Consider the following 20,357-nt stretch of genomic DNA (forward strand, 5'->3'; position numbering starts at 1 on the left):
GGTCTGACCGGGCGGACGCGGAACCGGCTCAGGCGGTCGTGGTGAGCGGCTGCGGGTCGCGCGGCACCAGGGCCACCGCGCGGCGGCCGGCCCGCAGGTCGATGCGCAGCCGCAGGCCGCCGATCCGGGCGAGCACCATGGCGAGCGCCGCCGTGGCCAGCAGGCAGACCGCGCCGCCGGAGAGCATCCCGACCCGGGGGCCGAAGTGGTCGGTGACCCAGCCGACCACCGGGGCGCCGATCGGGGTGCCGCCCATGAAGACCATCATGAAGAGGCTGATCACCCGGCCCCGCATCTCGGGGTCGCTGGCCAGCTGGATACCGGCGTTCGCGGTGACCTGGAAGGTCATCGCCGTCAGCCCCAGCGGCACCATGAGCAGGGCGTACACCCAGAAGAACGGCGCGGCCGAGGCCACCATGAGCACGGCGGAGAACAGCGCCGCCGCGGCGAAGGTGAAGCGCATCCGCCGGCTGCCGCGCCGCGCGGCCAGCAGCGCCCCGGCCACCGAGCCGCCGCCCATCAGCGAGTTCAGCAGGCCGTAGCTGCCCGCCCCGGCGTCGAAGACGCCGTCGGTGAAGGCGATGGCCCACACCGGGAAGTTGAACCCGAAGGTGCCGATGAAGCCGACCAGCACGATCGGCCACAGCAGGTCGGGGCGGCTGCCCACGTAGCGCAGTCCCTCCCGCAGCTGCCCCTTCTTGCGGGCGGCGCGCCGGGGCCGGGACAGTTCGCCGCTGCGCATGAGCAGCAGGCCGACGATGGGCGCGGAGAAGGAGAGCCCGTTGACGATGAAGGCCCAGCCGCCGCCGACCGCCGTGATGAGCACACCGGCGACGGCGGGGCCGATCAGCCGGGCGGAGTGGAAGTTGGCGGAGTTCAGGGAGACGGCGTTGGGCAGCAGCCGGGGCCCGACCATGTCGGCCACGAAGGTCTGCCGGGTGGGGTTGTCGACCACGGTGACGAGGCCGACGACGAAGGCGAGCGCGTACACGTGGTAGACGTTCACGTGGCCGCTGATGGTGAGCAGGCCGAGCAGCAGGCCGGTGATCCCGAGGGACGCCTGGGTGATGAAGAGCAGCCGGCGCTTGTCGAAGCGGTCGGCGAGGACGCCCCCGTAGAGGCCGAACATCAGCATCGGCAGGAACTGGAGCGCCGTGGTGATCCCGACGGCGGTGGCGGACCCGGTCAGCTCGTGTACCAGCCAGTCCTGGGCGATGCGCTGCATCCAGGTGCCGATGTTCGATATCGAGCCCCCGATGAAGAACAGCCGGTAGTTGCGGACGGCGAGGGAGCTGAAGGTGGTGAGGGGTGCGTCGTGGTGATCGGTCGGTGCGGGTGCGGAGTCTGCTCCGGGTCCCGAACTCAAGAGAACACTCCTTTGTGCGGTACAGCGCATGGTGCGGTCAGTGCGGAGGCCCCGTACCGGAGTACGGGGCCGGGTGGTCACAGGTGCGCGAGTTTGTGCAGGACGGGGGCCGCCTCGCGCAGGGCGGCCCATTCCTCTTCGTCCAGCTCGTCGGCGAGCTGGGTCAGCCAGGCGTTGCGCTGGCCGCGGCTCGCTTCCAGCACCGCCTCGGCTTCGTCGGTGGCGGCGACGAGCTTCTGCCGCCGGTCCTCGGGGTGCGGCTCCAGGCGGACCAGTCCGCGGTCCACGAGCAGGGCGATGATGCGGGTCATGGACGGCGGCTGGACGTGTTCCTTGCGGGCCAGCTCGCCCGGGGTCATGGCCCCGCAGCGGGCGAGGGTGCCCAGGGCGGACATCTCGGCGAGGCTGAGCGTACGGTCCACCCGCAGATGGCGCAGGCGGCGGGAGAGCCGGAGCACGGCGATGCGGAGGGTGTTGACCGTCTCGGCATCGTCGGCGTGGGCGGCCGGCGTCACGTTGGGCATGTACACCACCATAGCTCATTAGCTTGCCTAACGAAATATACGCCCACGGCACGCCGTTCCGCACCCGGAATACCCCCCAAGATCACCCTTTCGAGTGAGCGCACTCCGAAAACTCTTGCGCGCCCCCGGGGGGCCGGGACCGTATCCCCATGACCTCCCCCACCCCCGCGCCCGGAGCCCCCTCCTCCGTCCTCACCCTCCGCATACCGGACGTCCTGCTGTCCCAGCTCACCGCGCACGCCGCCCGCCGCGGACTGCCGCTCCAGGACTACGTGCTGCGCCTGCTGGCGCGCGAGGACTTCGACGAACGGCTGCGGGAGGCCGTCCAGCGCTCCGCCGCACTCGCCGCCTGGGGTCCACCGCACGGTTCCTAGCGGGGCTCCTCATCCCGGGCCGCCACCGGCCCCGGTTACGCTGAGAAGCGCTACCTCGGGGACGGGGATCGGACGGGAAAGGCAGCGGCATGCGGCTGGGCAACTGGACCGACGGCAAACGGGTGGCACCCGAGCCGTTGGAGGGCAACGTGGTGGCGACCGTCGCGGTCGGCACCCTCATCTGGAGTGCCCTCTTCGTGGTCCAGCTCCCCTTCTACAGCTGGTTCAGCGACCACGGCCACACGTGGTGGCTGTGGACCTGCCTGGCCGGAGCCGGTCTCGGACTGCTGGGTCTGTGGATCGTACGGCGGCGCGAGGCCGCCCTGTACGCTGCCCGGAACAGCGGCCGGGACGCGCACGGACCGTCCGCCGACGGCGGGCCCAGTGAGCAGCCCGCCCCTTAAGGGACGGAAGCCATGAGTCAAGGGTCAGGCGGGGGCCGTACTCCCGTCACGCGTATCGCGGAGGAGCAGCCGGGGGGCGCGAACGGGGGCGACGGCCGGCACACCGGCCTCACCGCCGCCGAGGTCGCCGAGCGGGTCGCGCGCGGCGAGGTCAACGACGTACCGGTACGGGCGTCACGATCCGTCGGCGAAATCATCCGCGGCAATGTATTCACTCTCTTCAACGCCATCATGGGCGTGCTGTTCGCCGTCATCCTGGTGGTCGGCCCGCTCAAGGACGGCCTGTTCGGGTTCGTCGTCCTCTTCAACGCGCTGATCGGCATCATCCAGGAACTGCGCGCCAAGAAGACACTCGACAGCCTCGCCGTCATCGGCGAGTCCAGGCCCACCGTGCGGCGCGACGGGCAGGCCCACGAAGTGGCCACCGGCGACATCGTGCTGGGCGACCTCATCGAACTCGGCCCCGGCGACAAGGTCGTGGTCGACGGTGTGGTCACCGAGTCCGACGGCCTGGAGATCGACGAGTCCCTGCTGACCGGCGAGGCCGACCCGGTGGTCAAGCAGCCGGGCGACACCGTCATGTCCGGCAGCTTCGTGGTGGCCGGCGGCGGCGCCTTCACCGCCACCAAGGTCGGGCGGCAGGCGTACGCGGCGCAGCTCGCCGAGGAGGCGTCCCGCTTCACGCTGGTCAACTCCGAACTGCGCAACGGCATCGCCAAGATCCTCAAGTTCTGCATCGCGCTGATGATCCCGGCCTCCATCGGTCTTGTCCTCAGCCAGCTGCTGGTGCAGCGCGCCGACACCTTCGAGGCCATCCGCCGCACCGTCGCCGGCATCGTCGTGATGGTCCCCGAGGGCCTGGTGCTGATCACCTCCGTCGCCTTCGCGATCGGTGTGATCCGGCTCGGCCGCAAGCAGTGCCTGGTGCAGGAGCTGCCCGCGATCGAGGGCCTGGCCCGGGTGGACGTCGTCTGCCTGGACAAGACCGGCACCCTCACCGAGGGCGGCATGGACGTCACCGACCTGCGCGTCCTGGACAGCGGGTCCCGCGAACCGTACGTCCGGCAGGTCCTCGCCGCGCTCGGCTCCAGCGATCCACGGCCCAACGCCAGCCTGGCCGCCATCATCGACGCCTACCCGGCCGACAGCGCCGAGGGCTGGCGGCACGGCGAGACGCTGCCGTTCTCCTCCGCCCGCAAGTACAGCGGCGCGGAGCTGACCGAGCCGGACGGCACCCGCCGCACCTGGCTGCTGGGCGCCCCCGACGTGCTGCTGCCCCCGGGCCACGCCCAGCTGGGCGCCGTCGACGAGCTGAACACCCAGGGCCTGCGGGTCCTGCTGCTGGCCCGCGCGGACGGCCCGCTGGAGACCGTGCGTTCCTCGGCGGCGCCGGAGGCGCTGACCCCGGCCGCGCTGGTCATCCTGGAGCAGCGGCTGCGCCCCGAGGCGCCCGACACCCTGCGGTACTTCGCCGAGCAGGGCGTGGACGCCAAGGTCATCTCCGGCGACAACGCGGTGTCGGTGGGCGCGGTGGCCGGCAAGCTCGGCCTGCGCGGCGCCGAGTCCCCGGTGGACGCCCGCGAACTGCCGCAGGACCAGCAGCGGATGGCCGAGGCCGTCGAGGACGGCGCGGTCTTCGGCCGGGTCTCCCCGCAGCAGAAGCGGGAGATGGTCGGCGCGCTCCAGTCCAAGGGCCACAACGTGGCCATGACGGGCGACGGCGTCAACGACGTCCTGGCCCTGAAGGACGCGGACATCGGCGTCTCGATGGGCTCCGGCTCGGAGGCCACCCGGGCGGTGGCACAGATCGTGCTGCTGAACAACAGCTTCGCGACGCTGCCGGACGTGGTGGCCGAGGGCCGCCGGGTGATCGGCAACATCGAGCGGGTCGCCAACCTCTTCCTCACCAAGACCGTCTACTCGGTGTTCCTGGCCTTCGCCGTGATCGCCACCCAGGTGCCGTACCCGTTCCTGCCGCGCCACTCCACGCTGCTGTCGGCGCTGACGATCGGCACCCCGGCGTTCTTCCTGGCGCTCGCCCCGAACAAGGAGCGCGCGCGCCCGTACTTCGTCCGCAGGGTGCTGCGACTGGCCATCCCGTTCGGCCTCCTGGCGGGCGCGGCCACCTTCACCACGTATCTGCTGGCGCGGGCGCACTACGGCGCGACGGAGGCCACCCGCGAGGCGGAGACGACGGCGGCGACCCTGACGCTGTTCCTGATCGCCCTGTGGGTCCTGACGATCATCGCCCGCCCGCTGTCCTGGTGGCGGGTCGGCCTGATCGCGACGATGTTCACCGGCTTCGTGCTGGCGATCAGCATCCCCTTCACCCAGGACTTCTTCGAACTCGAACTCGTGGGCACGCAAATGCCGCTGACGGCCATCGGCATGGCCGTGGCGGCGGGCGTCATCATGGAGATCGCGGCGAGGATCGCCCCGAAGAAGGTCCCCGACCTGCCCAAGTCGGTACGGGAGGAACAGCGGGAGCGGACCGGACAGCCGGCCTGACCCCGCCCCCGCGCCCCGGGCCCCCGCCGGTACCCACCGGTGGGGGCCCGTCGCGTACCGGCCTCAGTGGTGCCAGGGCAGCCGGACCGGTTCGGCCGGGGCGCGGCCCGTCACCAGTGCGGGCTTGAGTCCGGCCGGCCCGAAGGGGGAGACGGTCTCCCCGGTGGAAGCCAGTTCGGGCCCGGACATGGCATGAGCCTGTGAGCCGGAGGGAACGGCGGGGCCCCGGGGGCGGCGGGCGTCCGGTTCAGCAGGTCTCGCGCCAGGCGTCCAGGTCCCAGTTCTTCAGCATCGAGCTGAAGTTCAGCGGCTGGGTGACCGGGCAGAACTCGTCCGTCGTCATCTCGTACTCGACGTGGAAGACCGCCTTGCCCGCCTCGATGAACGGGGCGACCTTGTGGCACTCGTTGTAGTACGCGCACTCCTCGTTGACCGTGAAGTCGAAGACGTCGACCAGCTCCGTGACCTGGTCCACCCCGTTCTTCAGGCCGACCGACAGGCCCCGCTCGTGCGCCAGGTCCGCGATCATCCGGTTGTAGGCGAGCTGGTCGTCCTTGGTCAGCGGGAAGCCGGAGTCATTGATGTAGCCGTCCATGTTGTCCGGCTCGATCGCGTCGAAGCCCTTCTCCGCGCACATGTCGAAGCGGGCCGCCATCAGCGGCTCCAGGACGTCCAGGGCGCGGATGTCCAGCCACTGCTCGCCCTCCCACTCATCCAGCGGCGCGCCCAGCACCTCCGCAGGGAAGTCCCCGGCGTCCGGGCGCCAGTCCTCGAAGGAACCGACGCTGATGTAGCAGATCACCTTGCGGCCCTGCGCGTGCAGCCCGGAGACGACCGAGGCGGAGTTGTCGAACCCGTCGATGTCGTACACCGGGACGTCCACCGAGGTGTCCACGGTGCCGATCAGCTGCCACTGCCAGTCGGTGCCCGGCTCGGGCGTCCAGAACGCGGCCCGCGGCTCCGCCTCCGCCTCCGCCCCGGGCGTCGCGTCCGGCGTCGCCGTGCGGCGGTCCTCGGTCGCGGTCGCCGACGAGCAGGCGCCCAGCGTCAGCAGCGCGGCCGTGGACGCGGCCAGCACGGTGCGGGGGGTACGGGTCATCCAGCGGCGCATCAGTCGAACCACCTCGCGGTTGCCAATTCCTCGGAACGGGACGGATCCTCCAGCAGGGCCGCCAGTTCAAAGCGGCGCTGCCACTGGCCGGTGGCCCAGGCGAGCCCCGCCGCCAGGCCCTCGACCGTGGCCGCGTGGACGCGGGCGTCCGCCCCGTCCCCGTCCCCGGCCGGGTAGCGCCACGTCACGTCCGTGCCGTCGATCACCAGTTCATTGTGTTCCACGTAGGTGCGCGGTGTCCCGGGCCCCAGCAGCGATCGCGCCACGTCCGGGACCTCCCGCTCGGCGCCGCCCTCCGGTACGGCGGCGGTCAGCACCGCGCTCAACGCGGGCACGTCCAGCACGGCCGCCAGCGCGGCGGCCCCGTCCGGCGGGACCGGCAGCAGCGCGCGCCCCGCCGCGAGCGGCAGCAGATCGGGCGCGTCCGCGACCGCCGCGGACTCGGCGGGCACCACCCGGGGGGTACCGTCCACCACCGCGCGCAGCGCGTCAGGCAGGGTCACCTCGTCCGGATCCAGCTCCGCCAGCAGGGCGTAGAGCCGCACCAGCCGGGCGGCCGTCACCTCGCGTTCCGGGTCGGCGAGCCGGGCCAGCAGTTCGGCTGCCCCGCCCGGCTCGGCGAGCAGTGCCCGCGCCGTGGTGCGCACCCCGAGCGCCCGCAGCACCTCCTCGTCGACGTCCGCGACCCGCGCCTCCTCGTAGAGGCCGGCCAGCAGCGGGTCGGCGTCGGCCGCCCGCAGGCCCGCCGGGCGACGGCCCTCCAGCACCGGGGCGCCGCGCAGCCACCAGGCGGTGTACGGGCGGGCGGTGGTGACGGTGCCGTCCGGCATCCGGATCTGCACGGGCGCGGTCAGCGCCTGCCGCCACGGCTGCCGGGCCAGCAGCGACAGCGCCTGCGGCCAGCGCTCCTCGTCGATCAGCTCCAGGTCGCGGACCCCGGTCAGCTCCAGGGCGACCGGCGGCAGATCGGTGGGCGGCAGCCCGTCCAGGACGTCCTCGCACCACACGTCGATCGCGTCCAGCACCCCCACGTCGTCCGGCTCGGGGTAGTCGGTGTCGCGCGGATCCAGTTCGTCCGGGTCGAGCACCACATCGGTGGCCCGCACCAGCACCAGGTCCGCCTGGACGCCGACCGCCGTCAGCGGCTGCTCGCCCCAGCGCGCGACCAGCTCGGGGTGGCAGGCGGCCAGTTCGCCCGGCCGGATCAGCTGCGCGAACACACTGCCCGGGTACACCAGCTCGCCCGCCGGGGCCGGGGCGTCGTGCTCGTCACGCAGCGCCAGCGCCGCCAGCCACGGCTCCTCGCCGGGCGCCAGCTCCGCGTCGCGCACCAGGGACAGCACCAGGTCGGCCAGCTCGACGGGGCTGAGCGCGTCGTCGTGCCACACCTCCTGGTCGAAGGAGTCGGCGACCGCGCCGCGCACCTGCGGGGTGGCCAGCACGGCGCGCGGCGTGGCCGGGTTGGCGCCGAGCTTCTCCAGCAGCGGATGCGCCGCGTCCGGGTGGGTGATGCGCAGGCCGAGGCGGCCGAGCCCGGCCGCCTCCGTGCCCGGCACCGGCAGCAGGACGCGGCGCGGGCCCATCGTGGTGCGGCCGTCCGCCAGCGGCACCGGCAGCCCGGACAGCAGCTCGGGGTCCACGCCGGACAGCGAGTCGTACAGCCGCCACCACCACGACGGCGGGCGCTCCACCCCGGCCAGCCGGTCGATCATCTCGCCCAGCGGGACCCGGCTCACCTCCAGGATGCGCAGCTCGGCCCGGCGTTCGAGACCGGCCGGCAGCAGGGTGGGGAACAGTTCGGCGAGGACGGCCACCGTGTCCGCGCCCGCCCGCTCCAGCAGCTCGGCCTGCTCGGGACGGAGCGCCTGCGGGGCATCCTCGTCCTCCGCGCCACCGGCGGCCGTCGGCAAGAACGCGGTGGACGGCAGCCGCTCCAGCAGCAGTTCGCGCAGCGCGCCGTCCAGCTCGCCGCGGGCCAGCGGGCCGGGGACGAGATCGAGGATGCCGGGGGTGACCGGGCGCCAGTCCGCCAGCAGGGTGGCGTACAGGTCGGCGGCGCGGTGCAGCAGATGGTCGGTCAGCGGCCCCGGCGCGACATGGCGGCGGGTGGGTTCGAGCGGGAAGGTGGCGATGAGCAGCGCGGGCAGCCCCAGCGTCTCGTCGGTGGGGGTCGGCGCGTGCAGCACCGGCGGGCTGGCCGGGGGCACCGGGGCGCCCTCGGCGTCCACCGGCACGGCCCAGGTGACCGCCCAGCGCGGCCGGTGCCGTTCCTCCAGGGGCCGGTCGGCGAGGAGTTCGGGGGCGGCCTCGCCCTCGGCGGTGGCCACCCGCCAGCGGGTGGAACGCACGGCGGACCCGGCCGGTCCCGGCTCCTCGGTGATCTGGGTGTACGGGCCGAACAGGCGGTGGCGGAGAGTACGGGTGCCGCCGGGCGTCTCGACCGTCACCTCGGTGAGGGCGGGCAGCGCCAGCAGCAGCGTGTCGTCCACGGCGTCGAGCAGCCGGGTGACTAGGTCCTCGGCGGCGGCGTCGCGCAGCGGCAGCACCACGGCGGTGTCGTACCCCTCGGGCAGCCGCGCGAGGGGGTCGCCGGCGGGCAGCGGGAAGGGCAGCCGCAGCAGCGGCACGGCGTGCCGGCCGCCGGCCCGCTGCTCCAGTTCGGCGGTCAGCTCGGGGTGGTCGGCCGCGGTCTCCCCGGCGAGCGCGGTGGCGTCGGCGAGCGACCAGCGCACCCCGCCGGTGCCGCTCACGATGGCGGGGGCGTCGCTCACCGCCAGCACGGCGGCGAACCCGACGCCGAACCGGCCCACGGTGGCGGCGCTGCCGCTCTCCCGCTTGGCGGAGGCGCGCAGAGTGGACAGCGAGGCCACCCCGGCGGCGTCCAGCGGGTCGCCGGTGTTGGCGGCGACCAGCACGCCGTCCCGCAGGGCGAGCCGCAGCCGGCCGGGCCCGCCGGAACGGGCGGCGGCGTCGGCGGCGTTCTGGGCCAGCTCGACCACCACCCGGTCGCGGTAGCCGCCCCGGGCCAGGTCCTCCTCGGCGTTGGCGTCCTCCCGGAACCGCGCCGGGGACGTACTCCAGGCACTCAGTACGGCGCGCCGCAGCCGCTCGGTCTCGAACGGGTCCTCGTGGTTGGTCACGGGGGTGACAGTACCGGGCAGCGCCGACACGCCGGGGCCCAGTCCGGGGCGCAGCGGGTAAACCCGTGGTCACCGGCCCGGGCCCCGTCCGAGGATGGGGGCATGACATCCCACATCGTCAACATCGCGGTCGACTGCGCCGACGCCCACGCCCTGGCCCGCTTCTGGAGCGAGGTCACCGGGCAGCCACTGCACCCGCGGGACCGGCCGGGCGATCCGGAGGTGCGGGTGCTGCTCCCCCAGGGTCCGGTCCTGCACTTCAACCAGGTGCCGGAGCCCAAGACCGTCAAGAACCGGCTGCATCTGTGTCTGCGCCCGGAGACCTCCCGGGAGGAGGAGACGGAGCGGCTGCTGGCCCTGGGCGCCACCGAGGTCGCCGACCGGCGGAACCCGGACGGTACCGGCTGGCGGGTGCTGGCCGACCCGGAGGGGAACGAGCTGTGCGTGCTGCGCGGCAAGCGCGATCTCGCGGCGGCGGGCGAGGACCCGGCGCCCGCCGGGTGGCCGGCGGCGGACGGGCCCGCCGCCGGCTGAACCGGCCCGCGCGTTACAGCGGGTCGGGGCTCACGTGGTCGATCACCGGCTGCGGCGGGGGCGGCGGGGTGGGGACCCGGGCCGCCTCGGAGTGGGCGCCGCAGCCGTAGTCCAGGGCCACCACATGGCCGTCCGCCGGGGAGAACTCGTTGCCGCACACGCCGAACGAGCGGCGCAGCGAACCGGCGACCGGCACCAGGAAGCCGCAGGTGACGCAGGAGGCGGGCGCGGCCTGCGCCATGGGGGTGCGCGGCCCGTACTGCTCCTCCCAGCGTTCGGCGGCCTCGCTCAGGCCGAGCCGGGAGAGCACCCGGGGGCGGGTCAGGCCCAGCTCCCCGGCGACCGCGGCGATGGTGGCGCGGGCCGGCACGGCACCGGCGGCGTCCGCACCGGTCACGGCCGCGGCCTCCGGGCCCGCCTCGTCGGCGGCCGGTCCTGCCGTGTCCGCCGGGGCGGCGATCGGCCCGGTGGCCTCCTCCTCGACGGCGTCCGGCACGTAGCCGGGCTCCAGGCGCGGGTCGTCGGGCTCGGACGGCAGCAGGTCGCCGGGGCCCAGGTCGCCCGGGCGCAGCCGCTCGCTCCACGGCACCCAGTCGGGCGCCAGCAGCGAGGAGGGCCCGGGGGTGAGGGCGACCTCGTCCACCGTGACGTTCTTCGCCCGCGAGGCGCGGGCCACCGTCACCGACCAGCGCCAGCCCCGGTATCCGGGGTCCTGGCTCTCGAAGAGATGGGTGACCAGGCGGTCGCCTTCGGCCACCGCCCCCAGATAGGCTCCGATCGGCTGCGGACGGGCCGCTTCCACCGCCGCGTCGCGGGCCAGTTCCACGGCCTCCGCGCACAGCCGGTCGGGGGTACGGCTTCGCATCCCGGCACTCACAAGAATCGACCCTCCTACGCCGTTGATCGGTGCGGGCGCCTGAAGGCGGACGGAGCTGACGGAGCGGGCCCGGAACGAATGGCCGGCCGCTGCGACGTCGTACTGTTCGAGACTAGGCGCACCGTCTGACCACGCTACCGCACGGGTTACACCCCGGGCGCGTGGGCCGCGAGCCGGGGTGCACGGGGCGGCTCAGGCCGTAGGCTGCTGATCGTGGTGGGTGCCAGCACCTCGGAGGCCAAGAGCACGACCGGATCCGGCCCCGGTCGTGTCGCCCGAGCGGGCCGGGCGACGGTGCGTGCCCTGCGCCGTCCGCCGGCGGCCCTGGCGCGGCGCGTGCGGCGGGCCACCCACGCGCAGGGCGCGGGCGAGTCGGGGCTCGGCAAGCTCATCGAACTGCACGCCGTGCACTCGGCCGGCGACATGCTCATCACGATGGCCCTGGCCTCCACGATTTTCTTCTCCGTCCCCACCGGTGAGGCCCGGGGCCGGGTGGCGCTGTACCTGGCGGTCACCATGGCCCCGTTCGTGCTGCTGGCGCCGGTGATCGGCCCGCTGCTCGACCGGGTGCCGCACGGGCGGCGCGCGGCGATGGCGGCGGCGCTGCTGGCCCGCGGGTGCCTGGCGCTGGTGATCGCGGGCGCCATCGCCTCGGGGGCGAGTCTGGAGCTGTATCCGGCGGCGCTGGGCGTGATGGTGGCGTCGAAGGCGTACAACATCGTGCGGGCCGCGGTGGTGCCACGCCTCTTGCCGGGCCAGATCTCGCTGGTGAAGGCGAACGCCAGGATCACGCTCACCGGGCTGATCTCGGCCGGGGCTGCGGCGCCGCTGGGTCTCGGGCTGAACGCGCTGGGCGAGCGCTATCCGCTGTACGCGGCGTTCGTGATCACGGTGGCGGGCGCGGTGATGTCGTTCCGGCTGCCGCACCAGGTGGACCTGGCGCGCGGCGAGCGCACCGTCCACATCGAGGAGCTGGCCCGCTCCCGCGCGGAGCGGGCGGAGCGCACGAAGGAGCACAGCCGGCGCCGGAAGCTGATGGCCGTGGGGATGGACACCCCGGTGCTGAAGGCGCTGATCGCGAACTCCTCGCTGCGGGTGCTCACCGGTTTCCTGCTGTTCTTCCTGGCGTTCCTGCTGCGCGAGCACGGGCTGTCGGGGCTCTCCCCGGCGTTCTCGCTGGCCATGGTGGGTCTGGCGGCCGGGGCGGGCAACGCGCTGGGCAATCTGCTGGGCTCGTGGCTGCGGGACCGGGCGCCCGAGGCGATCCTGGTGATGATGATGGTGCTGGCGCTGGCCTCCTCGGTGGCGGCCGTGGTGGCGTACGGGGCGGCGACGGTCACGGCGGTGAGCGCGGTGGCAGGAATCTGCCAGGCGATGGGCAAACTGTCGCTGGATGCGATCATTCAGCGCGATGTCCCGGAAGTGGTGCGTACCTCCACGTTCGCCCGGTCCGAGACGGTGGTGCAGATGGCCTGGGTGGTCGGCGGGGCCATCGCGATGGCGCTGCCGCTCAACGGCACCCTGGGGATGGCCGTCGCGGCGGCCGTCGTGGTGGCCGGGATGATCCCCACGATGGGCAGCCTGCTGGCCACCGCCCGGCGCGGCTCCCCGCACCCGCGCGTCAGGTGACCGGGGCTGCCCGGTAATCTGCCCGCATGACTGCGATCTCCACGAGCCGGGGCCGACGGGCCATTCGTACCGCTGCCACCGTCGGCGCCGTGTCGCTGGGCCTCGTCGTCCTGTCGGCCTGTGAGAAGCCCACGCCCAACGCGCACTTCACGCTCGGCAGCTCGACCACCTCCCCCGAGGCGGCGGGCGACTGCTACGGGCACGGGGAGACGCTGGGCGCGGAGCAGGCGGAGCAGTGCCTGACGGCGGCCACCGACGTACCGGTCTTCGACTACCGGACCGGTGACGAGTTCCGGATCGGGGTGGACCCGAAGGTCGCCGACTCCGGCTGGCTGCTGTTCGTCAACGACAGCCCGCTGGAGTACCAGCGCTTCACCAGCACCTACCGCACGCTCTCCGGCGACCTGCTGTGGTCGCTGTCGCAGAACGCGGTGCAGCAGTCCGGCGACGGCACGCTGCGGATCTCGGTCGCCGAGGTGACCGAGGACTTCAGCCTGGACAAGCTGACGGAGATCGCGCAGACCGAGGGCCAGCAGGCGGTGCAGGCCGCCCTGTACGACAGCGTCAAGGGCGTGTGGAACGCGCAGCTGTCCCCGGCGGACGAGGACTGAGCCCGCCGGTGCCGGCTCCGCGCGTCCTCGTGGTGACCGCCGTGGCGGCCGAGCGGGACGCGGTGGTACGGGCGGCGGGTGCCGCCGGTGACCGCCGTACCGTCCTGGCCGCCGGGGCGGGCCCGGCCGCTGCCGCCGCCGCGACGGCGTTCGCGCTGGCGGACGCCGCCGAGCGGCCCTACGACCTGGTGATCTCCGCCGGTATCGGCGGCGGCTTCGCCCCGCACGCGGGGCCGGTCGACACCGTGGTGGCCTCCCGGATCGTCGCCGCCGACCTGGGCGCGCAGACGCCGGGCGAGGCGGACGGCTTCACCGGCCTGGGCGACCTGGGCTTCGGGGTGTCCGCCCACGCGCCGGACGCGGCGCTGTCCGCCGCCGTCGCCGCGGAGCTGGGCGCGGTGCACGCCCCGGTGCTCACCGTCTCCACCGCGACCGGCACCGCCGCGCGCGCCGCCGAGCTGACCCGCCGCCACCCGGGCGCCGCCGCCGAGGCGATGGAGGGCTTCGGGGTGGCCGAGGCCGCCGCGCGGGCGGGCGTACCGGTGCTGGAGATCCGTACCGTCTCCAACGCGGTGGGGCCTCGTGACCGCGCCGCCTGGCGGATCGGGGAGGCGCTGGCCGCGCTCACCCGGGCGTTTGCCAGGATGGAGCCGGTCCTGACCGCCCGGCCGGGAGAACGGAGCACCGCACCATGACGGACACCCTGACCCTGCGGCACTCCCCCTGTCCCAACGACACCTTCGTCTTCCACGCCTGGTCGCACGGGTTGCTGCCCGGCGCGCCGCCGGTCACGGTGGACTTCGCCGACATCGACATCACCAACGGCCTCGCCGAGCGCGGCGAGGGCGAGCTGCTGAAGGTGTCGTACGCGGTCCTGCCGTGGGTGCTGGAGGAGTACGCGCTGCTGTCCTGCGGCGGGGCGCTGGGCCGCGGCTGCGGCCCGCTGGTGCTCACCCGCGAGCCCGGCACCTCCCTGGTGGGCCGGACGGTGGCGGTGCCCAGTGAGCGGTCCACCGCCTATCTGCTGTTCCGGCTGTGGGCGGCGGCGAGCGTCCCGGCGCCGGGCATCGGCGAGATCCGGGTGCTGCCGTTCCACGAGATCATGCCGGCCGTACGGGACGGGGTGGTGGACGCGGGCCTGGTCATCCACGAGGCCCGGTTCACGTACCAGGGGTACGGGCTGCACCGGCTGGCGGACCTGGGCGAGTTCTGGGAGAGCACCACCGGGCACCCGATCCCGCTCGGCGCCATCATCGGCAAGCGCTCCCTCGGCGCGGAGCGGCTGACGGCCGTCGCCGACGCCATCCGCGCCTCGGTGCGGCGGGCGTGGCAGGACCCGGCCGCCTCCCGGGAGTACGTGCTGGCGCACGCCCAGGAGATGGACCCGGCGGTGGCGGACCAGCACATCGCGCTGTACGTCAACGACTTCACGGCCGACCTGGGCACGGCCGGCCACGCGGCGGTACGGGAGCTGCTGACCCGGGCGGCCGGGCAGGGGCTCGTACCGCCGGTGGCGGAGGAACTGCTGCTGCCGGTGGAAGCCGCCGGCCGGGCTCAGACGTCCAGCTGATCGGCGACCGCGCGCAGCATGCCGGCGATCTTGCGGCCGTGCTCCTTCTCGGGGTACCGGCCGCGCTCCAGCTGCTGGGTGACGTTCTCCAGCAGGGTCGTCAGGTCCTGCACGATCGAGGCCAGCTCGTCGGGCTTGCGGCGCTGCTGCGCGGCGACCGACGGCACCGGGTCCAGGACGACCACGGACAGCGCCTGGTCGCCCCGCTGCCCGGCGACCACGCCGAACTCGACGCGCTGCCCGGGCTTGAGGCTGTCGACGCCACTGGGCAGGGCGGAGGAATGGACGAAGACGTCAGCGCCGTCGTCGCGGGAGAGGAAGCCGAAGCCCTTCTCGCTGTTGAACCACTTCACCTTGCCGGTAGGCACGTGTCCTCGTCCTCGCACTCGTCCACTACGAACATCACCAGAAGCAATACCGCGCGATACAGCAATACGGCGGGCCCCCAAGGACCCGCTGCTCCAAGGCTAATCGCCCGTGCGCCCCTGGCAAGAGGCCATCGGCGCACGTCCCCCGACGGGCACCGCGCCGTGCCATCGTGTCCATGCTCGCACCCTTTGCGATCAAGGTGAATGGCTTTTCTTGCCAGAAGGCCGGTGGACACTTCACCCTGGAGGGGTGAGCGGCACCGATGACAACACCCTCGATCGTGGGGATCTGCTGGTACGGATCGGCGGCGTGGTTTTCGCCGTGGGCGCGGTAGCGACCCTGATCACCTTCATTCCCCTGTTCGCCGGAACGGAACCCTTCCCCACCGCGGCGTACGCGGTCTCCATGCTGATGGGGGTAGGGTTCGCCATCGCCGGCGCCGGGCTGCTGCGCTCGATGGCCCAGCAGCGCCGCCGGGACCGGGCCGCTCAGTCGGCGTCCGCGGCCCCGTAGCCCCGGAGCCAGCCGGGGAAGTGCGTCAGGTCCGGCAGGACGGTGCCGGCCCCGGCCGCCGACAGTTCGGCGGCGTCGCAGGGCCCGGTGGCCACCGCCACCGCGTGCGCCCCGGCGGCCGCCGCGCCCCTGACATCGCCCACGTGGTCGCCCACGTACACGGCCGCGGCGTGCTCGCGCAGCGCGACGGCCTTCTGCTCGGCCCACAGCGAGCCGATCACGGCGTCGGCCCGCAGCCCGAGGGCGTCCAGGTGGAGCAGCGCGTTGGGCTCGTACTTCGCGGTGACCACGACGGCCCGGCCGCCGTGCGCGTGCACGGCGGCGATGGCCTCGGCGGCGCCCGGCATGGCGGAGGTGGGGCCGATGGCGTACTCCTCGTACATGGTGCGGTAGCGGTCGGCGGCCTCGTCGATGTGCTCGGCGGGGAACCAGTGCGCCAGTTCCACCTCCAGCGGCGGCCCGAGCCGGGTGACGGCGAGCGCGGCGTCGATCGCGACGCCGGTCTCCGCCGCCAGTGCCTCGTAAGTGGCGCGGATGCCGGGCCGGGAGTCGATGAGCGTCATGTCGAGGTCGAATCCAACGGTCAGTGCCATGGCCCCAGTGTGCAGGGCGGCGGCGCGCGGCGAAGTGGCCCGCGTCACGGTGACCGCAGGAATGCGCACGGCGGCGGCCGCTGTTGGCCCTCGCGTGCCTGAATCCCCCGAACCCGCCCCGCCCGCCGGCCCCGTCCCCTCGTCCGCGTCCCCCTCGTCCGCCGCCGGCCCGGAAGCGGCCGGCCCCACCCGGCTGCCCACCGCCGTCATCGTCCTCGGGGTCGCCGTGTTCGCGCTCGGCACCTCGGAGTTCATGCTGTCCGGGCTGCTGCCGGAGGTGGCCGACGATCTCGGCGTCTCCATCCCGAGTGCCGGGCTGCTGATCTCGGCGTTCGCGATCGGCATGGTGGTCGGCGCGCCGGTGCTCGCGGTGGCCACCCAGCGGCTGCCGCGCCGGGTGACGCTGATCGGGCTGCTGGCGGCGTTCGGCGTCGGCCATGTCGTCGGCGCGCTGTCCTCCGGGTACGCGCTGCTGTTCGCCTCCCGGGTGGTGAGCGCGCTGGCCTGCGCCGGGTTCTGGGCGGTCGGCGCGGCGGTGGCGATCTCGCTGGTGCCGGTGCACGCCCGGGCCCGCGCCATGGCGGTGATGATCGGCGGTCTGTCCATCGCCAACATCGCCGGGGTGCCGGGCGGGGCGTTCCTCGGCCAGCACCTGGGCTGGCGGTCCTCGTTCTGGGCGGTGACCCTGATGACGGCCGTCGCGCTGGTGGGCGTGGTGCTCTTCGTCCCCCGGGACAGCGGTGCGCAGGACGGCGCGGGCGCGGGCGGCGCCCGGCTGCGGCTCGCCGACGAACTGCGGGTCTTCAAGGACGGCGCGGTGCTGCTGGCGATGGCGACGGTCGTGGCGTTCGCCGCCGGCACCTTCTGCCTCTTCTCCTATCTGGCGCCGCTGCTGACGGACGTCAGCGGGCTGAGCGAGTCCTGGGTGCCGGCCGTGCTCGCGCTGTACGGGGCGGGCGCGCTGGCCGGGACGATGATCGGCGGCCGGGTGGCGGACGCGCACATGTTCGGCACGCTGTACACCGGTCTTGGCGGGGCGGCGGCCGTGCTGGCCACCCTGGCGCTGACCGCGCGGTTCGCGGTGGCGGCGGTGCTGCTGTCCGGGCTGCTGGGCCTCGCCTCGTTCCTGGTCGCGCCCGCGCTCAACGCCCGGATCTTCAATGTGGCCGAGGGCGCCCCGACCCTGGCGGGCGCCAGCGCCACCTCCTCGTTCAACACCGGGAACACGCTCGGCCCGTGGGTCGGCGGCCTGGTCATCAACGCGGGCCTCGGCTACGTGTGGACCGCCTGGGTGGGCGCGCTGATCGCCCTGATCGGGCTGGGCCTCGCGTACGCCCAGTCCCGGCTGTCCGCCCACCGCTCCCGGGTGATCGCCGCCGGTCAGCCGGTGAGCAGGGAGAGTTCCGCCGTCACGTTGTAGCGGGCGGTGGCCTCCCAGTGCGCGGCGCCGTACGGGGTGTGGAACAGCCGGGGCAGCGCCAGCAGCCGCTCCAGCACCCCGGCGCGCCCGGCGCGGAAGGCGGCGTCCGGCACGAAGCCGTACTCCTGGCGCACCTCGGCCGCGTAGACGGCGTACGCGGCGGGCGGCGAGGCCAGGACGCCGAGGTCGGCGTCGCACAGCGCGGCGCCGTTGGTGTCGCCGGGCGCCGGGTCGTGGGTGGTGGTGAGCCGCACCAGGCGGACCACCTCGCCGGTGCGCTCGCCGGGCGGCAGCCGGTCCTCGGCGAGTTCGGCGGCGGCCTCCTCGTTGCCGTCCGGGTCCCGGGGGTCGTACACGGCGTCGTGGAACCAGGCCGCCAGCGCGACGGCCACCGGATCGGCGGCGTACTCCGCGGCCCCCAGTTCGTCCAGGCGGTCGAGCACCGCCCGCAGATGGGCGGCGGTGTGGTACCTGCGCTGCGGCTCGTGCCAGCGGTCCAGCAGTTCCCGGGCGAGCGCGGGCGGGCCGGGGAAGCGTGCGATCAGCGCGCTGTCGTGGTCACCACTCATCCGCGCATTGTGCCCCGGGAAGCGCGCCCCCCGCGCGGAACACCCGGGCGGCTTTCCGCATCCCGGCCCGGCAACCGGGGAAGGGCTCAGCCATGCCGCGCCCCTTGCTCGAAGTCATCGCCCTCACCTCCCAGGACGCCGTCGCCGCCCAGCAGGGCGGTGCCGACCGCCTCGAACTGGTGACGGGCATGGACCAGGACGGTCTCACCCCCAGCCCGCGCACGGTCGCCGCCGTACGGGCCGCCACCACCTTGCCGGTACGGGTGATGCTGCGCGCGTCGGCCGGGTTCGGCGCGGGCGGGACGGACGGGGTGGTGCGGCTGTGCGCGGCGGCCCGGGAGCTGCGGGCGGCCGGGGCGCGGGAGTTCGTGCTGGGCTTCCTCGACCCGGCGGGCCGGGTGGACGTGGCGGCGGTGCGGACGGTCGTGGAGTCGCTGGAGGGCGCGCCGTGGACGTTCCACCGGGCGCTCGACCACAGCGCCGACCGGGCGGCGGCCCGGCGGGTGCTCCAGGGGCTGCCGGGTCTGGACACGCTGCTGACCGCCGGGGCGCCGGGCGGGGTGGCGGACGGCCTGCCGGTGCTGCGCGAGGAGGCGGGCGGGGCGGTCCCGGGCCAACGGCCGGGGCTCCGGCTGATGGCGGGCGGCGGGCTGCGGCACACGCAGTTGGCGGCGCTGCGCGCGGCCGGGGTGGACGCCTTCCACATCGGGTCCGCGGCGCGCACCGGCGGCTCCTGGTCCGCCCCGGTGACGGCGGCGGCGGTACGGTCCTGGCGGCGGGCGCTGGACGACGTACCGGCGGCCGGGGTGCCCGCTTCCTGACGCGCGCCCCGGTGGGGGCGGCGATGTACCGCCGCCGGGGCGCCCGCCTACACTCACCGCATGTCGACACTCGAACTGATCGCCGCCTGGGGCCTGGTGGGCGGCGGCGCCCTGCTGCTGCTCAGCACGCTGCGCGGCGACCACGCCCGCGGCGCGAGGATCAAGCAGGGCGGCATCGCGGTCGCCGTGATGGCGGTGGGGGCACTGGTCCTGCTGAACGGCTGACCCGGCCGCCCGCCGGGGCGGGCGGCGTCCGCGGAGCATTCTCGTACGTCGGCCCCCACCTACGTGTACACATTCGTGCGTACACTGGACCCCATGACGGATTCCTTCAGCATCCGCGAGGCGCGGGCGCAGTTCGCCACGCTCATCCACCGCGCGGAAGCCGGCGACGCGACGGTGATCACCAGGAACGGCGTCCCCGTTGCAGCGCTCGTCCCCATCCACGAGCACCAAGCGCTGGAGGACGCGGCGGACGAACTGCTGGCCCGGGAGGCGGAAGCCCACCGGGGGGACGACACGGTCGGCATGAGCGAATTGCTGGCCGACCTGTTCGCGGAGCGGAACGGTGGGGGAACAGCCGCCGCATGAAGTACGCCTTCCGCTTCACCACGGCGGCGCAGCGCCAGCTGCGGGCCGTCGACCAGCCGACGGCGATGCGCATCCTGGCCGCCCTGACCGCGCTCGGGGACGACCCGTACCGCAAGGACGCGGACATCAAGAAGCTGAGCGGCCACGAGGACCTCTACCGGCTCCGGGTTGGTGCGTACCGCGTGGCCTATACCGTCGACGACGGGGAACTGGTCGTTCTCGTTATCAAGGTGGGCAATCGCCGCGACGTCTACCGCGGACTGTAGATCGCGCCCGCGCCACCCACCCCCGGCGTCAGATGTGCTCCATCACCATCACCGCCGAGGTGTCCGGGGCCAGGGCGCGGAAGCTGTGCGGGGCGTCGCCGGGGTAGGAGAGGTAGTCGCCGGGGCGCAGTTCCACCGGGTCGTCGGCCGGGCCGATCAGGGCGTGTCCGGTGGCCAGCACGGCGTGTTCGACCGTGCCGGGCATGTGGGGGTCGGAGAGCCGGGGTTCGCCGGGCTGGACGATGATCCGGTAGATGTCGCGGCGGGCGCCGGGCGGACAGGTGGCGAGGACGACGGCGGTGTAGTCGGCGCGTTCGGCGTGGGTGGCCGGGCCCTCGCCGGCCCGGATGACGCGGGTGGCGGGGCGGGGCGGGTCCACCAGGTGGCTGAAGGGGACGCCGAGCGCCGCGCCCAGGGCCCACAGGGTCTCGACGCTGGGGTTGCCGGAGCCGTTCTCCAGCTGGGAGAGGGTGGATTTGGCGATGCCGGCCCGCTTGGCCAGCTCGGTCAGGGACAGGCCGGTGCGGGTGCGTTCGCGGCGGATGGAGGCCGCGATCGTGCCGATGA

24 protein-coding genes are annotated in these 20,357 nt (G+C 74.1%); 14 read left to right on the forward strand and 10 right to left on the reverse strand.

Going from position 1 to position 20,357, the window contains the following annotated elements; genetic code table 11:
• Positions 1–28: 28 nt before the first annotated feature.
• Together ACFV5N_RS02315 and ACFV5N_RS02320 are read right to left on the reverse strand one after the other, a co-directional pair.
• Complete coding sequence (locus tag ACFV5N_RS02315; protein ID WP_385592886.1) at positions 29–1,366, reverse strand: MFS transporter; 1,338 nt, start codon at positions 1,364–1,366, stop codon at positions 29–31.
• Positions 1,367–1,443: 77 nt separating this feature from the next.
• On the reverse strand, positions 1,444–1,890 hold the full coding sequence (locus tag ACFV5N_RS02320) for a MarR family transcriptional regulator (protein WP_026047068.1): 447 nt from the start codon (positions 1,888–1,890) through the stop codon (positions 1,444–1,446).
• Between the two features lie 149 nt (positions 1,891–2,039).
• Here ACFV5N_RS02320 and ACFV5N_RS02325 point away from each other — a divergent pair, with 149 nt between their 5' ends.
• From ACFV5N_RS02325 to ACFV5N_RS02335, 3 genes are all read left to right on the forward strand, one after another.
• The gene (locus ACFV5N_RS02325) at positions 2,040–2,264 is read left to right on the forward strand and encodes a hypothetical protein (RefSeq protein WP_385592889.1); all 225 of its coding nucleotides are present in this window, start codon (positions 2,040–2,042) and stop codon (positions 2,262–2,264) included.
• An 89-nt stretch (positions 2,265–2,353) separates the two neighbouring features.
• Entirely contained in the window at positions 2,354–2,668 is a 315-nt protein-coding gene (locus ACFV5N_RS02330) for a DUF2530 domain-containing protein (RefSeq protein ID WP_385592892.1), read from the forward strand.
• 12 nt (positions 2,669–2,680) lie between these two features.
• Complete coding sequence (locus ACFV5N_RS02335) at positions 2,681–5,176, forward strand: HAD-IC family P-type ATPase (protein ID WP_385592895.1); 2,496 nt, start codon at positions 2,681–2,683, stop codon at positions 5,174–5,176.
• A gap of 63 nt (positions 5,177–5,239) precedes the next feature.
• Here the strand turns inward: ACFV5N_RS02335 and ACFV5N_RS02340 are convergent, their stop codons facing one another.
• Genes ACFV5N_RS02340 through ACFV5N_RS02350 form a run of 3 tightly spaced genes read right to left on the reverse strand, consistent with a single transcriptional unit; the run spans position 5,240 to position 9,448 of the window.
• Positions 5,240–5,365, reverse strand: a complete 126-nt coding sequence (locus ACFV5N_RS02340) for a hypothetical protein (RefSeq protein ID WP_385592897.1) — start codon at positions 5,363–5,365, stop codon at positions 5,240–5,242.
• 58 nt (positions 5,366–5,423) lie between these two features.
• Positions 5,424–6,287, reverse strand: coding sequence for an endo alpha-1,4 polygalactosaminidase (locus ACFV5N_RS02345; protein ID WP_385592900.1), 864 nt, complete (start codon positions 6,285–6,287; stop codon positions 5,424–5,426).
• Complete coding sequence (locus ACFV5N_RS02350; RefSeq protein WP_385592988.1) at positions 6,287–9,448, reverse strand: sacsin N-terminal ATP-binding-like domain-containing protein; 3,162 nt, start codon at positions 9,446–9,448, stop codon at positions 6,287–6,289. Before ACFV5N_RS02350 ends, ACFV5N_RS02345 begins: the two co-directional genes overlap by 1 nt.
• A gap of 81 nt (positions 9,449–9,529) precedes the next feature.
• Between ACFV5N_RS02350 and ACFV5N_RS02355 the strand changes: the two genes are divergently transcribed.
• The gene (locus tag ACFV5N_RS02355; RefSeq protein WP_385592902.1) at positions 9,530–9,961 is read left to right on the forward strand and encodes a VOC family protein; all 432 of its coding nucleotides are present in this window, start codon (positions 9,530–9,532) and stop codon (positions 9,959–9,961) included.
• 13 nt (positions 9,962–9,974) lie between these two features.
• On the opposite strand, the gene ACFV5N_RS02360 is transcribed toward ACFV5N_RS02355, so the two are convergent.
• Positions 9,975–10,826 (reverse strand): DUF3027 domain-containing protein, encoded by an 852-nt coding sequence (locus ACFV5N_RS02360; RefSeq protein ID WP_385592905.1) that lies wholly within the window; start codon positions 10,824–10,826, stop codon positions 9,975–9,977.
• Positions 10,827–11,054: 228 nt separating this feature from the next.
• Here ACFV5N_RS02360 and ACFV5N_RS02365 point away from each other — a divergent pair, with 228 nt between their 5' ends.
• Genes ACFV5N_RS02365 through ACFV5N_RS02380 form a run of 4 tightly spaced genes read left to right on the forward strand, consistent with a single transcriptional unit; the run spans position 11,055 to position 14,648 of the window.
• The gene (locus tag ACFV5N_RS02365) at positions 11,055–12,467 is read left to right on the forward strand and encodes an MFS transporter (protein ID WP_385592991.1); all 1,413 of its coding nucleotides are present in this window, start codon (positions 11,055–11,057) and stop codon (positions 12,465–12,467) included.
• A gap of 26 nt (positions 12,468–12,493) precedes the next feature.
• Positions 12,494–13,078, forward strand: coding sequence for a hypothetical protein (locus tag ACFV5N_RS02370; RefSeq protein ID WP_385592908.1), 585 nt, complete (start codon positions 12,494–12,496; stop codon positions 13,076–13,078).
• Positions 13,079–13,086: 8 nt separating this feature from the next.
• Positions 13,087–13,773, forward strand: coding sequence for a futalosine hydrolase (locus ACFV5N_RS02375; RefSeq protein WP_385592911.1), 687 nt, complete (start codon positions 13,087–13,089; stop codon positions 13,771–13,773).
• Positions 13,770–14,648 (forward strand): 1,4-dihydroxy-6-naphthoate synthase, encoded by an 879-nt coding sequence (locus tag ACFV5N_RS02380; protein ID WP_385592913.1) that lies wholly within the window; start codon positions 13,770–13,772, stop codon positions 14,646–14,648. The genes ACFV5N_RS02375 and ACFV5N_RS02380 overlap by 4 nt, the downstream gene beginning before the upstream one ends.
• Here the strand turns inward: ACFV5N_RS02380 and ACFV5N_RS02385 are convergent.
• The gene (locus ACFV5N_RS02385) at positions 14,633–15,016 is read right to left on the reverse strand and encodes a cold-shock protein (protein ID WP_385592916.1); all 384 of its coding nucleotides are present in this window, start codon (positions 15,014–15,016) and stop codon (positions 14,633–14,635) included. The two genes, ACFV5N_RS02380 and ACFV5N_RS02385, sit on opposite strands and share 16 nt — an antisense overlap.
• Positions 15,017–15,266: 250 nt before the next feature.
• On the opposite strand from ACFV5N_RS02385, the gene ACFV5N_RS02390 reads away from it, so the two are divergent.
• A complete protein-coding gene (locus tag ACFV5N_RS02390; RefSeq protein WP_385592918.1) occupies positions 15,267–15,530 on the forward strand; it encodes a hypothetical protein in 264 nt (87 codons plus the stop codon).
• Here ACFV5N_RS02390 and ACFV5N_RS02395 read toward each other — a convergent pair.
• Positions 15,506–16,123, reverse strand: coding sequence for an HAD family hydrolase (locus tag ACFV5N_RS02395; RefSeq protein WP_385592921.1), 618 nt, complete (start codon positions 16,121–16,123; stop codon positions 15,506–15,508). The genes ACFV5N_RS02390 and ACFV5N_RS02395 overlap by 25 nt on opposite strands.
• A 193-nt stretch (positions 16,124–16,316) precedes the next feature.
• On the opposite strand from ACFV5N_RS02395, the gene ACFV5N_RS02400 reads away from it, so the two are divergent.
• Positions 16,317–17,543, forward strand: coding sequence for a Cmx/CmrA family chloramphenicol efflux MFS transporter (locus ACFV5N_RS02400; protein ID WP_385592993.1), 1,227 nt, complete (start codon positions 16,317–16,319; stop codon positions 17,541–17,543).
• Here the strand turns inward: ACFV5N_RS02400 and ACFV5N_RS02405 are convergent.
• Entirely contained in the window at positions 17,504–18,112 is a 609-nt protein-coding gene (locus tag ACFV5N_RS02405) for a metal-dependent phosphohydrolase (RefSeq protein WP_385592924.1), read from the reverse strand. The two genes, ACFV5N_RS02400 and ACFV5N_RS02405, sit on opposite strands and share 40 nt — an antisense overlap.
• 92 nt (positions 18,113–18,204) lie before the next feature.
• On the opposite strand from ACFV5N_RS02405, the gene ACFV5N_RS02410 reads away from it, so the two are divergent.
• The 4 genes from ACFV5N_RS02410 to ACFV5N_RS02425 all read left to right on the forward strand — a co-directional run bounded on the left by ACFV5N_RS02410 (position 18,205) and on the right by ACFV5N_RS02425 (position 19,790).
• Entirely contained in the window at positions 18,205–18,933 is a 729-nt protein-coding gene (locus ACFV5N_RS02410) for a copper homeostasis protein CutC (RefSeq protein ID WP_385592926.1), read from the forward strand.
• 60 nt (positions 18,934–18,993) lie between these two features.
• Positions 18,994–19,158 (forward strand): hypothetical protein, encoded by a 165-nt coding sequence (locus ACFV5N_RS02415; protein ID WP_385592929.1) that lies wholly within the window; start codon positions 18,994–18,996, stop codon positions 19,156–19,158.
• A gap of 93 nt (positions 19,159–19,251) precedes the next feature.
• Complete coding sequence (locus tag ACFV5N_RS02420) at positions 19,252–19,524, forward strand: type II toxin-antitoxin system Phd/YefM family antitoxin (protein ID WP_019431705.1); 273 nt, start codon at positions 19,252–19,254, stop codon at positions 19,522–19,524.
• Positions 19,521–19,790, forward strand: a complete 270-nt coding sequence (locus ACFV5N_RS02425; protein ID WP_093841868.1) for a type II toxin-antitoxin system RelE/ParE family toxin — start codon at positions 19,521–19,523, stop codon at positions 19,788–19,790. The genes ACFV5N_RS02420 and ACFV5N_RS02425 overlap by 4 nt, the downstream gene beginning before the upstream one ends.
• Positions 19,791–19,818: 28 nt before the next feature.
• Here the strand turns inward: ACFV5N_RS02425 and ACFV5N_RS02430 are convergent, their stop codons facing one another.
• Positions 19,819–20,355: a helix-turn-helix domain-containing protein gene (locus ACFV5N_RS02430; RefSeq protein ID WP_385592996.1), complete on the reverse strand. Its 537-nt coding sequence runs from the start codon at positions 20,353–20,355 to the stop codon at positions 19,819–19,821.
• Between the last annotated feature and the right edge of the window lie 2 nt (positions 20,356–20,357).

It is taken from the genome of Streptomyces sp. NPDC059853 (assembly GCF_042731495.1).
Taxonomy (GTDB): Bacteria; Actinomycetota; Actinomycetes; order Streptomycetales; family Streptomycetaceae; genus Streptomyces.